We start from the raw sequence: 14,666 nt of genomic DNA on the forward strand, positions 1-14,666 counted from the left end.
ATTGTTCGCATCGACTTTCTCTCCGCTGCTTGGCCTCTATTTAGCCCTATCGCACTGCATGGCCCCCGTGGCATCGCGCCACCTGCAAAAACGCCTAGCTAAGGGTAAAGAAGACCCAGATCGCCTACAGGAAAAACTGGGATTTGCCAGCCACATGCGCCCACAGGGGCGGCTGATTTGGATGCATGCGGTGGGGGTGGGCGAGGTGCTCGCTTTGCCTGCATTGATCACCCGAATGTCCCAGCTAGATCCCGCGGCGCATTTTTTGATCACCACCTCGGTTAGAAATGCCGCCACCGCGCTGGCGGATAATCTGCCGCCACGCAGTGTGCATCAGTATTTACCGCTGGATTGCATGCCATTTGTTACACGCTTTTTGGATCACTGGAAACCAGATCTATCGATCTGGGCCGAACGCGATATCTGGCCGGCGATGATCCATCAATGCCACAGGCGTGCCATTCCGCTGGCCATTGTAAACGGGCGGATGGATCAGAAATCCTTTGCCTCTAAGGCGCGCTTAAAATCACTGTTTCGTGCGGTTTATGCGCGTTTCGATCTCATTTCGGTACAAGATACGATCAGCCATACGAATTTTGAGACCCTAACCCCCAAGGGCACGGATATTCAGATTACAGGTTCGCTAAAGGCCAGCGCCCCTGCCCTACATCTTGATAAAGAGAAGCTTCACATATGGCGCAGACATCTCGGGGATCGGCCCGTTTGGGTGGCCGCTTCAACCCATCCAAACGAAGAGATGTTCTGTATTGAGGCCCACCAAGAGTACCGCAAGTTCGCGCCAGACGCTGCATTGATCATCGCCCCCAGAGATCCCGCCCGCGCGCACCATATCGCCGCCGATACCCACCTCAGCAACAGTCTGATCCAAGAGGCCCTACCCAGCCAAAGCGCTAGCATCTATATTGAAACCGAAATCGGTAATATGGGCCTGTGGTATGATCTGGCCGCTGCGGGGTTTATTGGCGGGTCAATCGCAGATATTGGCGGGCATAACCCCTATGAACCCGCACGCCTAGCATGTGCCATTATCCACGGCCCGAATACCTATAATTTTGCTGATGATTACGCTCGCTTTCATCAGGCCAAGGCTGCCATTGAAATCACCACCCCCAGTGCGTTGGCACAGGCTCTTCTGGCCCCAAAGCATCCAACCGATACCGCTCAAAAATTGGCCACAACCCCGCACCCTGAATTAGAAGGGCTGGCACGAAATTTGCTGGCATTGATTGCCCCTGAATAGGAAAATAGCGCTGGACACAGGCTACTGATTTGGCGCAGCATTCTGAAAAAATCAGCGAGCATTACATGGAAAGTTCAGCCCAGAATAAAACCTATGATGTGGTCATCGTTGGGGGTGCCATTATGGGCTCGTCGGTTGCATGGTTTCTGACCCATAACCCAGATTTCAATGGATCGATTTTGGTAATTGAATGCGATCCCACCTATGAATTCGCATCCACCAGCCACACAAACAGTTGCATGCGTCAACAATTCTCAACCCCCGTTAACGTAAAAATATCGCAATATTGTGCCGAGTTTATCCAGCAATTCCCAGAAATCGCACGCGATAGCCGTATCCCCAAACTTTCGGTGCAGAACTTTGGCTATCTGTATTTGGCCAACACACCAGAATTTGCCACGCATTTGCAAAACAATCAGATGATGCAGGCACAGCTGGGTGCTGGCACCCGTACATTAGACCAAGAGGCCCTGCGCCGCGCCTATCCCTTTATGAATGTCGAGGATATTATTTGCGCCAATTACAATAATCTGAATGAGGGTTACTTCGACGGCAACGCCCTGTTTCAATGGTGGAAACGTTTGGCAATTGCCGGTGGGGCGGAATATATTTGCAACAAGGTTGTGGGGATTACCACCGCCCCGGATCGCGCATCGGTTCAGCATATTGCCCTTAACAGTGGCGAAACGATCAGCTGTGGTACGCTGATAAATGCCGCAGGCCCACGTGCCGCGCAACTGGCGCAGATGGCAGGGCTAAATCTGCCGGTTGAACCGCACAAGCGCCACACCTATGTTTTTGCGGCTGAAAATCCGCTGGGGGAGGTTCTGCCCCTTACGATAGACCCGAATGGCATGCATGTGCGCTCGGATGGCGACTATTACATGGCCGGATGTACCCCTGACATCGATCCCGCCGTGGCCTATGATGATTTCGCCGAGGATCATGATCTGTGGATGGATAAGCTGTGGCCCAGCTTGGCCAACCGCATTCCGGAATTTGAACGGATCAAGGTGATGCACTCTTGGGTTGGGCATTACGCGGTGAATACATTTGATCGCAATGCTATTATTGGCGCCGATACCACTGTAAAAAATATGTTTTATATCAACGGATTTTCAGGCCATGGCCTGCAACAGGCCCCTGCAATGGGGCGCGCATTATCCGAGCTGATTACCTATGGTGGGTTTCAGACCCTAGACCTTGGCGCGCTGGGACCACAGCGCCTATTGGATGGCCGCGCAAAAAACGAAACAGCCCTAATTTAGTTGGTTTTGAATTCTTGTACGGCTTTGGGCGTAGACGCCCTGCCCCCGCAGGTTTTACCATCGAAACGTTTCGCCCCTTTGGGGGCAGCGGCTCTGGGTAGTGTTTGATACGGGGCAACAGGTTTGTATGCGCATTTTCCGCGCTGGGGGCCGTTTTTTGGTTTCCACAATCGCCTAAACTGCCTAGGCTCTGGCCAAGCAGTAACAGGACAGAGAATTATGGTAAAAGTTGCATTTTTAGGATTGGGTGTGATGGGGTATCCGATGGCTGGCCATTTGGCAGCCGCAGGGCACAAGGTCACGGTGTATAACCGCACGCCCTCCAAGGCAGAAGCGTGGGCCAAATCCCACTCAGGAAATGCCGCTGAAACCCCACAAAAGGCCGTACAGGACGCAGATTTTGTAATGGCCTGTGTGGGAAATGACGATGACCTGCGCGCCATTTGTTTGGGCGATGATGGAGCCTTTGCGGGTATGAAAGAGGGCAGCGTATTCGTAGATCACACCACTGTATCGGCCAAGGTAACTACAGAGCTATATGCAACCGCCGCTGATCAAGCCATTGCCTTTGTCGATGCGCCGGTATCCGGTGGCCAAGCAGGGGCAGAAAACGGCGCACTATCGGTAATGTGCGGCGGGACTCAATCCGCCTATGATCAGGCTGAACCGATTATCGCAGCCTATGCCAAAATATGCCGCCGCATTGGGGATAGCACTGCAGGTCAAGTGACCAAAATGTGTAACCAAATCGCCATTGCAGGCTTGGTTCAAGGTCTATCCGAGGCCTTGCATTTTGCCCAGAAAGCCGGCCTTGACGGGCGCGACGTAGTCGAGGTGATCAGCCAAGGTGCCGCGGGTAGTTGGCAAATGGAGAATCGATTTGCAACCATGCTCGAAGATCAATTTGATCACGGGTTTGCTGTGGATTGGATGCGCAAGGATCTAAATATCTGCCTTTCAACCGCTGATGATATCGGCGCCAGCCTGCCCGTTACCGCCCTAGTAGACCAATTTTACAAAGATGTGCAAAAAATGGGTGGTGGCCGCTGGGATACCTCATCTCTGCTAAAACGTCTGACCAGCGCGGGATAACACGGCAATGCCCCCTGATATCACCCTTGTGGTTGCGGCTGCGTCTTTTTTCCTGGCTGGCGCCATCAAGGGGTTAGTCGGCTTGGGCCTGCCCAGCGCGGCCATTGCCTTTATGTTAATTGCTATCGAGCCTCGCACCGCGATTGCCTTGGTGATTTTCCCAATGCTCGGCACAAATGTTTGGCAGAGCTACCGAGCCGGTGAATTTTTACGTACCGCAAGGCGTTATTGGGTGTTTGCTGTCATTTTGTTTTGCTGTGTTGGGGCTACTTCCTATCTCACCCGCGATATCCCGGATCGCGGTTTGATCGTTGTGTTGGGCATTGGGATATTGATTTTTGTTGTGGCCTCTTGGCGCGATTTGGTGCCGCCCATTCCGGCTCGGTATGATCGCCATGCACAGGTAGGCTTTTCATTGTTTGCTGGGCTGATCGGTGGGATGACTGCTGGTTGGGGGCCACCTATGGCGATGTATCTAACCAGCGCGCGCGTCAAGAAAGATGAATTCATTCGCGCCACAGGGTTTCTAATACTTGCAGGCAGTTTCCCACTGCTAATCAGCTATACCACGATTGGTTTCATGCAGGGTGATCTGGCGTTGGTGTCGATGGCCATGGTCATCCCTACTATACTAGGATTTAGCATTGGTGAAAAAATCCGCACCCGCCTATCGGCTGCACAATTTCACAATGCGATCCTGTGCCTGTTTGCACTGCTGGCGCTGAATATGTTCCGCCGCGCGATTTGGTATGTGTAAGAGATAGCTATTGCTTTAGTGCAAAGTGGTGCCCGGGGGCGGATTTGAACCACCGACACGAGGATTTTCAATCCACTGCTCTACCCCTGAGCTACCCGGGCACGGGTTCGACAATGTAGATCACTGTCTTGGGTTGGGGCGTTTTAGGATAGGCAACAGATGCTGGCAAGAGGGAATATGCAGGATTTCCCATTAATTCTGCATTTGCGATAAACTCCACCATATTCCAATATAATCAGCGCTCCCGATCGGGGGTTAATCGGTTATAATTTCTTGCATGACGCACAGAAATTTTGCGACTTCCTCGAGGCTGTTGTAATGGCACAAAGACACTCGAACACAGTCCAATAACCCCAGTGGATTAAGGATATTCCCGGAATAATGATCTGCTTTGCGCTCATGCGTACGAATACCACGCAGACGTAGGCGTTCGACCACATCTGCGCTTGGCAGGGACTTGATGCTAAAGGACACCAACCCTTTACGTTCTGGGTTATCCGCGCCGCCGATAATCTGTACCTGTTCATAATCCGACAGGCCCTTATGATTCCCCACCCCAAACAGCATAGCCTGCGTCAGCGCGCTCTCTTGAGCATGAATCACGTCGGATGCCGCATCGATTCTGGCGCGGCGGTCCCCAAACGGCACTACAGTACTGCCCAACCAATCAAAATAATCGACGACGTTGGAAAATGTTGCATAGGCGCCGGTATCTCTTGTGCCCATTTCCCAATTGTCCGCGGGGCCACCGACCAACGAATTATGTGGCAAACGTGCGATGCGATCCGATACCCACGCAATGCCATAACCATGGCGCGAGAAAACCTTGTAGGGCGAAATCACATAGGCATCGATACCATAGGCATCTACGTCAATGCCTCCGTGTGCGGCATGCTGAATGCCATCCACCACAATGAAACAGTCGGGAGAAATCTTACGAATTTCGCGTACAATTGCGGCAACATCCACCACCATGCCTGTAACTGGCGAGCACTGTAAAATCGTGGCCACCCGTGTATCCGTGGTAACATACGCGCGGTAATCTATATCTGTGACCAGCCCTGTTTCATTATCATGAGGCACACTCACGTAGTCCTTGCCAGCAATTGCGGCCCAGCGCTGAGCCGCGCTACGCGATGCGGGGTGCTCGAAACTGCTGCCCAGAACATTACCCTGTGGCGCTGCCGCCAAAATCGCCACGCTGAGGATCCGAAACAACAGCTCTGTGCCGCTTTCCCCGACAAAGACCTGCCCCCCGCTGGCATTGAAAAGCAAGCATGCGTCCTGTTTCGCCTTGGTAATCACCTCTGATAACTTTGACGATGCGTCATTCGCGCGGCCTTGGTTATCCGGCAGGCCTGCATAAAAGGCGCTGGTCTCGACCACGCTCTTTAGCGTCAGCGCACCGCCGGCGTTCTCAAAGAACACCCGCGCACCTTCGAATGGGCAACTGTCTATATGCGTGAAGCGGGCGCGTACCTCTGCTAGCAGCTCTGGTGTCATATTTTTGCCGCCAGCCCAGCCGATATCGTCACGCCGTTTTTCTCTAGCGAGGCCCGTAGGTTTTGGGCCAGGGATAGCGCCTGAGGGTGATCGCCATGAATGCAGATACTGTCGATAGGTGTGTTAATTTGGGTGCCATCAAATGCGGTGATACATTGGTGATCTAGCATCCGGTGCACCCCGTTGATCGCCTGTTCTTCATCATGGATCACCGCGTTGTCAGCGCTACGCGGTACCAAGGTGCCATCTGGCATATAGGCGCGATCCGCGAATACTTCGTTGATCACGGGAATATCCGCAGTCGCGCAGGCGCGGCTAAGGGCGGAATTGGGCATCACCATAATCGGCAAGCCGGTTTCCAGCCGTGCAAAGGCCTCGACAAACCCTGTGGCGATCTCTGGCTCGACCATAGCGATATTACTCAGCGCGCCATGCAGCTTTACATAGGCCATTTTGGCACCATTTGCTGCCGACAAAGCCTGAAATGCGCCAATTTGATACAAGATCATGCGGCCAATTTGTTCTGGGCTATCCCCGCGAATAACCCGTCGCCCAAACCCAGCCAGATCCTTAAATCCAGGATGTGCCCCCATGCGCACCGAATTTTTCAATGCCGCCTTTATGGTTTGATCCATCACATCAGGATCCCCCCCATGAAAACCGCAGGCGATATTTGCAGAGCTGACGATCTGTAATAGCGCCTCATCACAGCCGATCTTATATGCCCCAAAACTCTCGCCTAAATCGGCATTTAAATCCACAACACTCATACTCTTCGCCTTTGTTAGCCATAACCGAGGCTAGCAATCCCCCAATACCCTGTCTATTGTCTTTACTGAAACCAAGCATAAGAAGATGACTCACCAACCTCAGCAATCCCCCGAATTCCCCCGTCTTTACCCTATGGGAGATAGCGCCTTTGTGGTCGAGCTGGGCGATGCAGTTGATCCAGGTATAAATCAAGCGGTTCTGGGGCTGGAACTAACGTTGAACCACATGAGCATCCATGGCCTATCAGAAATAGTTCCAAGCTATCGATCACTAATGATCCTGTTTGACCCGTTGATATTACCCCTAGAGACACTAACGCAGAAAATACATCAGGCCCTATTACAGTCCCCTAATACTCCACTTCCCCGTGCGCGCCATTGGACAATCCCTGTGTGCTATGGCGCCGATCACGGCGAGGATATTACTGAGGTTTCAACCCTGTTAAACATCACCGTACCAGAAATTATTGCCGCCCATACCAACGCCGAGTACCGCGTTTACATGATCGGGTTTTCCCCGGGCTATGCCTATCTAGGGGGGCTGTCGCCGCGCCTGCATATACCGCGCCGCCAGACACCTCGGCCTGCGGTAAAACCGGGGGCCATTGGGATTGCAGGACAACAAGCCTGTGTTTTCACCAATGCTGCTCCAACGGGCTGGTATATTTTGGGGGCAACGCCCATTCCAGCATTTGAACCCGCTCGCGATCCTGCCTGCCTATTTCGGGCCGGCGATCAGCTGAGATTCGCCGAAATCTCGCCTGATCGCTATAACAATTTGGTACTGGATATTCAGAACGGACTAGATATCACCGCGGCCTTCGCAGCCCCCGCCCCCGCCAATCTAGGCCCCATATGAGAGAGATCAATGTCCTAAAAACAGGCCCTGCCAACAGCATTCAGGATCTGGGCCGATTTGGCCATCAGCGCCTTGGTATCACGCAATCAGGGCCGATGGATCTAGTGGCCTTTAGAACCGCACAAATCCTGCTGGATAATCCCGACAACGCCCCGATGATCGAGCTGGCAGGTATGGGCGGCGATTTCCGCCTAGGCCGCAATTCTTCACCGGTTCAATTCGCGTTAACAGGGGCTAAATTTGCAGCATCCCTTAATTCCACCGCCATAGACCTTAATCGCGTCTATATGCTTGGCATTGGCGATGTCCTGTCCATCGGTGCCGCGCAGATCGGTAACTATGGATATTTGGCCCTGCGCGGTGGGATTGATATTGAGCATGTATTGGGCAGCAGTGCCACCCACAGCCGCGCAGGGCTTGGTGGTCATCAGGGGCGTACCCTGCGAGCAGGCGATCAATTATCTGTAGGTTCAGCCCCAAAATTAGCGCCGGTGTTGATCCCCTCTGCATCGCGATCAACAGCTGGCATCGAAACCATCCATGTTATTCAGAACCCGCAATCAGAGATGTTTACGCCCGCCTCTTTGGATCGGTTTTACACCCAAGTCTATAGCGTGACCGCCAAGATGGATCGCATGGGGGTTTATCTTACTGGCCACCCGCTAAGCCACCGCGCAGGGCATGACATAATTTCCGATGGCAACCCAAATGGTGCGATCCAAATCCCAGGTTCTGGCCTGCCCATTGTGTTGTTAGCAGATCGCCAGCCCACAGGGGGGTATCCAAAAATCGCCACGATTATCACGGCTGATCTTGGGCGGTTTGCACAACTGCGCGGGGGTCAAAAGTTACGATTTCAACCGGTTTCCCATGCACAGGCTCTGGAAAAATTGCGCAGGGTTAATACAGCGCTAGAAAACACACCCAAGCTATTGGTATCCGCACCAGATAGAAAGGAAAGCCGCCTGCTGTCGTACAATCTGATTAGTGGTGCGATTTCCTCAGGGGACACAATGCCTTGGGAGGATTAGTCCCCCCGCGTCATTTTTGAAAACCTTGGTAGCATCGCAGAAAAATCTTGGCCTAATCCATCTTCGTTGTCGACAAATTGCGTATAAATATCACGAGCCAATGCACCCATTGGGGTTGGAGCATCCACACCTTCTGCCGCTTGTTGCGATAAACGCAGATCCTTCAACATCAACTCTGCGGCGAACCCCGGCTCGTATCCATTATCGGCAGGGCTTTCTGGCCCTACACCCGGTGCTGGGCAATAGGCATTCATCGACCAAGAATAGCCCGAAGAGGTTGAAACCACATCAAACATTTTCTGACGCTCAAGCCCCAGTTTATCCGCCAGCGCAAAGGCCTCGCAAGTAGCCACCATAGTGGCCCCCAAGATCATGTTGTTACAAATTTTTGCCGCCTGTCCTGCACCGCTGGCACCACAATGAACCGTTTTCTGGCCCATGATTTCGAACAATGGCAACGCGGTATCAAATGCGCCCTGATCCCCCCCGGCCATAAAGGTCAACGTGCCATTCGCAGCGCCGCCAATACCACCAGAAACCGGTGCATCAAGGGCCGAAATTCCGTGTGCGCGGGCCGATTTCGCCACATCCACCGCGGCCTCTACGTCAACGGTCGAGCAATCCAAATGCACAGAACCGTTTTGCATCTCCGGAAAAATTTCTGCGGCAACAGCACGCAATATCGCACCGTTGGGCAACATCGTGATCACCACGTCCGCGCCGCGCACCACCTCTGGCGCACTAGAGTGTGCCGCCACGCCCTGCGCGCTGGCCCCTGCCACATCATAGCCGCGAACTTCGTGCCCCGCACTGGCCAAATTTGCAGCCATCGGTGCACCCATGTTCCCCAGTCCAATAAATCCAACAATCATTATAATTCTCCACATCCCATTTGCACTCAGTGTGACAAGTGGTCTGTGCGCTGGCAATACAAGAGTGGTGAACGCTGTTGAAAATTATATGGGCAGTTCTGTGCCCTCCTTCAACTCTTCCATAACAAAACTGGCTGAAACGTCACCAATTTCAATTCTCTCTGTTAGGGTTTTATAAAACCTATCATAGGCGGCAATATCCGAAACCCGTACCCGCAAAATATAGTCTAGATCCCCCGTCATCCGATAGGCGCCGACCACTTCTGGCATATGACAGATAACACGGTGAAACTGATCCATCCACTCTTTGCCATGCGATGCCGCCCGGATCATTACCATAACCACAAGACTAAGGTTCAGCTGATCCGCATCCAGCAGAGCTACACGTTGCTGGATGAGCCCAACCTCTTCGTACTGTTTAATCCTACGCCAACAGGCATTGCGCGAAAGGGCAACTCGCTCGGATATTGTATCGATGCTAAGATTTGCATCTTTTTGCAATAACCGCAGAATTCCAAGGTCAATATCATCTAGTTTTACGCTCATACGGGATATTATCCCAATTATTTTCACTACACAATATATCTTTGGGATCACCTAACGCGGTATTTGCGCTAACCTGACCCAAAGGAGACCCAAATGGCACATAAAGTTACAGACCTGTTTACCGCGCACCCTGCTTCGGTGGATGAAACATATCTTCAGCACCTTGGATTTGCATTGCGGTTTTCTGGGTGGTTGATATTGGCGGGAATGGCGGCGCTGTTGCATGCGCTTTTGCCGTTTCTATTTGAAAAAACGGCCAGCAATATCATCAACACCCTGCATCATCGCATTCACAAGAGGTGATCAAATCAGCCGTCCCCCAAGACGCGTCAGCATATCCAGACACAGCTGCAACTGCTCTGCGCTGACAAATTCATCCGGCTTGTGCGCCTGTTCGATGCTGCCGGGGCCGCAGAGCACGCTGCTGATTTCTGCATTCGCAAACAGCCCCGCCTCGGTTCCAAAGGCCACAACATCTGTAGAATTGCCCCCCGTCAGCTCTTTGACCAGTGCAATCGCCTCGCTGTTGGGATCGGGCTCCAGTCCCTCGGTCTCAGTGCAAACTGTTTCCACAATATCGGCTTTGGCAGATTTTTCCCGCATTTCGGGGCGCAGAACCTCATCTACAAAACGGGCCATTTCACCGCGCAGATATATGCGATCCGATTTTTGCACTACGCGCATTTCCCATTCTACCGATGCATGATTGGGGATCACATTGTGCGCAACCCCCGAATGGCATGCACAGATAGAAGAGGTCGAATATGGCGGATCAAAACGGCACCCATCGGGCGCTAAATCGGGCAATTTGGCGCGTACCTCCATTAATTTTGCGATAAAGCGCGTGGCATATTCCAAGGCATTGACCCCTAGATCGGGCTGGCTGGAATGCCCCTCTACCCCATGAAATTCGGTGGTGTATTCGCACATGCCCTTGTGGCCCTCGATGATGCGCATCGACGTAGGCTCGCCCACAATACAGATGCTAGGCTTTAACCCCGAGGCGATCAGCTCGTTTATCAGCACCCGCGCGCCCAGACAGCCGACCTCTTCGTCATAGGTAAAGGCAAAATGCACGGGGCGTTTCAAATTCTGGGCGGCAAAAACCGGCGCCATTGCCAAACAGGCGGCAATAAACCCCTTCATATCGCAGGCCCCGCGCCCGTAATAGCGATCGCCATCAACACGCATCTGAAACGGATCGCTTGACCAATTCTGCCCCGCAACAGGCACCACATCCGTATGCCCCGATAGGATAATTCCGCCATCCACCTGAGGACCAAGGGTGGCAAAAATATTGGCCTTGCCTGCTACAGCCGAACTGATTTTTACATCTGCCCCTAGGTTTCTAAGATAGTTGGAAATCCAGTCGATACAGGCCATATTACTGTCCGAAGACACGGTCGGGAACCCGATCAAACGATCCAGAATATCTATGGTCTTTTGAAACCTATCCATGCGGCACCCCTAATTGCGGGCGAAAAAACCACCCCATTATATCCTTGGGATGGTGATAGAGTGTTTTCATCGGCTCAGCAATAAAACCATTAGAGAAACGACCCGCCAATAAAAAAGCCGCCCACAAAAGGGGCGGCTAAAAATTCGCTGAATACCGCTAGATTAGTTGGCAGCGGCATCCTTTGCGCCCTCGATCAGGGCCTCTTTTGCAGCATCAGTGGCGGCCTCTGTGGCCGTTTCGGTTGCCACGTCTGTTACCGCATCGGTCGCGGCATCCATCGCGGCGTCTTTAGCGCTGTCTACAACATTCTCTACAGCACTCTCAACGGCCTCTTCAGTCGCGGTCTCCATTTGGTCTTTAACCGCTTCTTTCACCATATCGTCAACCGCATCTGGGACCAAATCGCCTGCTTTTTCCGTCACGCTTTCCATGGCCTCTTTGGCGGTTTCTGTTGCGTTATCTCCCGCCGCCTTAAGCGCATCCTTGGCTTGCTCTTCAACGGTTTCTACTGCTGTTTCGACGGCCTCTTTCATCGATTCCGCGCCGGCTTCCATGGCCTCTTTAGCCTCTTCCACGACCTCTTCGACTGCGTCTGATGATGCATCCTTTGTCATCTCATCTGCATCTTTTTTCATGGTTTCCATAGTCTCGCTATGATCCATATCGCTTTGATCGCCAGTTCCGATAAAGAAATATGCGCCCAGCGCGATTGCGGCCAATAGTGCGGCGATTGGGATTGCTTTGTTCATTGTTTGCTCCAAATGTTACGGCATAAGTGTCGTTCCGCTTGCAGATGTGCCCTTGCGCACAGATTTACAAGCCCAATTAGATAAAGTTTTAATTTAGGAGGGAATCCGCATAACTTGGCCATTGCCCCCAGCCCCCGCACTCGGTACAACTTGCATAATGTGCCAATACTTTTAGGCTTGGCATACATCTAACTACAAAAGGATCAAGAACCATAGCTCGCAGACCACATCACGCGCCACCACAGCGCGACACGGGACCCCGCGCAAACGACCGCGTCGTGGCACCCGAAATCAGACTTATTGGCGCAGACGGCCAGAACGTTGGCGTTGTATCGCCAGACCGCGCGAATGCCATGGCCCGCGAGGCAGGGCTGGACTTGGTGGAAATTTCCCCAAATGCCAAACCCCCCGTTTGCAAAATTATGGATCTCGGCAAGTTCAAGTACGAACAGCAAAAACGAGAAGCCGAAGCCCGCAAAAAGCAAAAGATCATTGAGGTAAAAGAGGTGAAATTCCGCCCCAATACCGATACGCATGATTTCGATGTGAAAATGCGCAATGTCTACAAGTTCTTGGAAAATGGCGACAAGGTCAAAATCACCATGCGGTTCCGCGGCCGTGAAATGGCCCACCAAAACCTTGGGCTGCAATTATTAAAACGCGTCGAAGAAGCGGTGGTCGAGGCCGAGGCTGGTAAAATCGAGGCCCACCCCAAAACTGAGGGACGGCAAATGACCATGATGATCGGCCCGATCGCAAAAACCTGATTTTTTTTTAAACCGCCCCGATGGGGGCGGTTTTTTTTCTGCCTAGTCTTGTAAAAGCACGTGTTATGAAAATCCTCATTCTTGGTGGTTACGGTGTATTTGGCGGGCGCTTGGCAGAGCTGTTGTGCAATATACCTACGCTGGAAATTATTGTCGCTGGGCGCAACCTTGCCAAGGCCAAGGCCCAATGCCGCGCGCTACGCGGTGTGACACATTTCACGCCCTTAGCCTTGGATCGGGATGACATTCAACCGGCTCTGCTGGCCCACAGGCCTGATATCCTGATCGACGCCACGGGCCCATTCCAAGATTATGGCGAGAACCCTTATGCCGCCCTAAAGGCCTGTATAGAAACCCAAACCAACTATATAGATTTCGCCGATGGCGCTGATTTCGTCTTTGGTGTTTCCCAATTTGACCAAGCGGCCCAGCAGGCTGGTGTATTTTGCTTGTCTGGTGTTAGCTCTTTTCCGGTACTTACGGCAGCAGTTATGCGCGAGATTGCCCAAAAGATGGAGATAACCACGCTAACAGGGGGTATTGCGCCCTCTCCATATGCTGGTATCGGGCTAAATGTTATGCGCGCGGTGATCAGCTATGCAGGCGGGGAGGTAACCCTGCTGCGCAATGGCAAAGAAATAAAGGCGAAAGGGCTGGCAGAAAGCCAGTATCACACAATTTCCCCACCCGGCATTTTGCCCTTGCGTCGTATTCGGTTTTCGCTGGTCGATGTACCTGATTTACGAGTTATCCCCCCAGAACATCCCCAGTTGCGCACCATCTGGATTGGCGCAGGCCCTGTGCCGGAATCTCTACATATTGCGCTAAACTTGCTGGCTAAATTACGCGCGGCCCTGCGCCTGCCCCCCCTTACCCGCTTTGCCGGACTTTTTTACCGCGTGCTAAATCTGATGCGTTTTGGCGAGCATCGTGGCGGAATGTTTGTATCCGCCACGGGGATCCATCAGGGGAGGCCCCATCGCATTAGCTGGCATTTAGTTGGCGAGGGCGACGACGGCCCTTATATCCCCGCGATGGCCATTGAGATCGTTGTTCGAAAAACTTTGGCAGGATCGCCCCCCGCCGCGGGGGCAAGAGAAGCCGTGAACGCAGTGGAATTGGCAGATTACGATGCCCTATTTTCCAAACGTGCAATATCCACTGGGTTTCGCGAAACCACCAATTCACATGCGCCTCTGTATCGTCAAATATTGGAAGACAGCTACGATACCTTGCCAGAAAGCATACAAACACTGCATGATCTCGACGACCGAATGGAATTCAAAGGCCAAGTTGAAATCACATCGCCCCACAAGCGCCTGAACAGAATGATTGCACGGCTGTTTCGTTTCCCGACCCAAAGCGGAGAAATGCCCGCCACCGTTCGATTTCAGCGCAATGTAGATGGTTCTGAGCGCTGGTCTCGTGATTTCAATGGCCATAAGTTCCACTCGGTTCAATCCAAAGGGTGCGGGAAATCCAAACACCTGATTGAAGAACGCTTTGGGCCCATCACCGTAGCCCTTGCGCTGGTTATCAAAGATCAGAAACTACACCTGATCGCACGCCATTGGAATATTCTGGGCATTCCAATGCCCCGCTTTTGCATGCCCAACGGCAAGGCAGTGGAGTATCAACACAACAAAAAGTTTCATTTTGATGTGGAAATTCGCCTGCCGTTTATCGGACGATTGGTGCATTATAAGGGATGGCTTGGCCCTGAATAATACGC

15 protein-coding genes and 1 tRNA gene are annotated in these 14,666 nt (G+C 52.6%); 9 read left to right on the forward strand and 7 right to left on the reverse strand.

What is annotated here, in order from left to right:
- Position 1: 1 nt before the first annotated feature.
- The 4 genes from QQL62_RS04950 (at position 2) to QQL62_RS04965 (ending at position 4,378) form a co-directional block, all read left to right on the forward strand.
- Entirely contained in the window at positions 2–1,261 is a 1,260-nt protein-coding gene (locus QQL62_RS04950) for a 3-deoxy-D-manno-octulosonic acid transferase (RefSeq protein WP_284376590.1), read from the forward strand.
- Positions 1,262–1,326: 65 nt separating this feature from the next.
- Entirely contained in the window at positions 1,327–2,529 is a 1,203-nt protein-coding gene (locus tag QQL62_RS04955; RefSeq protein WP_284376591.1) for an NAD(P)/FAD-dependent oxidoreductase, read from the forward strand.
- Between the two features lie 219 nt (positions 2,530–2,748).
- On the forward strand, positions 2,749–3,621 hold the full coding sequence (locus QQL62_RS04960; RefSeq protein WP_284376592.1) for an NAD(P)-dependent oxidoreductase: 873 nt from the start codon (positions 2,749–2,751) through the stop codon (positions 3,619–3,621).
- Positions 3,622–3,628: 7 nt separating this feature from the next.
- Positions 3,629–4,378, forward strand: coding sequence for a sulfite exporter TauE/SafE family protein (locus QQL62_RS04965; protein ID WP_284376593.1), 750 nt, complete (start codon positions 3,629–3,631; stop codon positions 4,376–4,378).
- A 26-nt stretch (positions 4,379–4,404) separates the two neighbouring features.
- On the opposite strand, the gene QQL62_RS04970 is transcribed toward QQL62_RS04965, so the two are convergent.
- From QQL62_RS04970 to QQL62_RS04980, 3 genes are all read right to left on the reverse strand, one after another.
- Positions 4,405–4,479: transfer RNA gene (locus tag QQL62_RS04970), tRNA-Phe, on the reverse strand.
- A gap of 154 nt (positions 4,480–4,633) precedes the next feature.
- Entirely contained in the window at positions 4,634–5,881 is a 1,248-nt protein-coding gene (locus QQL62_RS04975) for an aminotransferase class V-fold PLP-dependent enzyme (protein WP_284376596.1), read from the reverse strand.
- Positions 5,878–6,651, reverse strand: a complete 774-nt coding sequence (locus QQL62_RS04980; protein ID WP_284376598.1) for a 5-oxoprolinase subunit PxpA — start codon at positions 6,649–6,651, stop codon at positions 5,878–5,880. Before QQL62_RS04980 ends, QQL62_RS04975 begins: the two co-directional genes overlap by 4 nt.
- A gap of 85 nt (positions 6,652–6,736) precedes the next feature.
- Between QQL62_RS04980 and pxpB the strand changes: the two genes are divergently transcribed.
- Together pxpB and QQL62_RS04990 are read left to right on the forward strand one after the other, a co-directional pair.
- Positions 6,737–7,510, forward strand: a complete 774-nt coding sequence (gene pxpB, locus QQL62_RS04985) for a 5-oxoprolinase subunit PxpB (protein WP_284376600.1) — start codon at positions 6,737–6,739, stop codon at positions 7,508–7,510.
- Complete coding sequence (locus QQL62_RS04990; RefSeq protein ID WP_284376602.1) at positions 7,507–8,541, forward strand: 5-oxoprolinase subunit C family protein; 1,035 nt, start codon at positions 7,507–7,509, stop codon at positions 8,539–8,541. The genes pxpB and QQL62_RS04990 overlap by 4 nt, the downstream gene beginning before the upstream one ends.
- Here QQL62_RS04990 and mmsB read toward each other — a convergent pair.
- Complete coding sequence (gene mmsB, locus QQL62_RS04995) at positions 8,538–9,413, reverse strand: 3-hydroxyisobutyrate dehydrogenase (RefSeq protein WP_284376604.1); 876 nt, start codon at positions 9,411–9,413, stop codon at positions 8,538–8,540. The genes QQL62_RS04990 and mmsB overlap by 4 nt on opposite strands.
- Before the next feature lie 84 nt (positions 9,414–9,497).
- Positions 9,498–9,959: an Lrp/AsnC family transcriptional regulator gene (locus tag QQL62_RS05000; RefSeq protein WP_284376606.1), complete on the reverse strand. Its 462-nt coding sequence runs from the start codon at positions 9,957–9,959 to the stop codon at positions 9,498–9,500.
- 93 nt (positions 9,960–10,052) lie between these two features.
- On the opposite strand from QQL62_RS05000, the gene QQL62_RS05005 reads away from it, so the two are divergent.
- Positions 10,053–10,262, forward strand: a complete 210-nt coding sequence (locus tag QQL62_RS05005; protein ID WP_284376608.1) for a DUF6356 family protein — start codon at positions 10,053–10,055, stop codon at positions 10,260–10,262.
- On the opposite strand, the gene argE is transcribed toward QQL62_RS05005, so the two are convergent.
- Positions 10,263–11,417, reverse strand: coding sequence for an acetylornithine deacetylase (gene argE, locus QQL62_RS05010; protein WP_284376610.1), 1,155 nt, complete (start codon positions 11,415–11,417; stop codon positions 10,263–10,265).
- Positions 11,418–11,579: 162 nt separating this feature from the next.
- Complete coding sequence (locus QQL62_RS05015; RefSeq protein WP_284376612.1) at positions 11,580–12,167, reverse strand: hypothetical protein; 588 nt, start codon at positions 12,165–12,167, stop codon at positions 11,580–11,582.
- Between the two features lie 212 nt (positions 12,168–12,379).
- On the opposite strand from QQL62_RS05015, the gene infC reads away from it, so the two are divergent.
- Together infC and QQL62_RS05025 are read left to right on the forward strand one after the other, a co-directional pair.
- A complete protein-coding gene (gene infC, locus QQL62_RS05020) occupies positions 12,380–12,934 on the forward strand; it encodes a translation initiation factor IF-3 (protein WP_284377191.1) in 555 nt (184 codons plus the stop codon).
- Positions 12,935–12,999: 65 nt separating this feature from the next.
- Positions 13,000–14,661 (forward strand): saccharopine dehydrogenase family protein, encoded by a 1,662-nt coding sequence (locus QQL62_RS05025; RefSeq protein ID WP_284376614.1) that lies wholly within the window; start codon positions 13,000–13,002, stop codon positions 14,659–14,661.
- Positions 14,662–14,666 lie beyond the last annotated feature (5 nt).

The organism is Amylibacter marinus, from assembly GCF_030160015.1.
Classification (GTDB): domain Bacteria; phylum Pseudomonadota; class Alphaproteobacteria; order Rhodobacterales; family Rhodobacteraceae; genus Amylibacter; species Amylibacter marinus.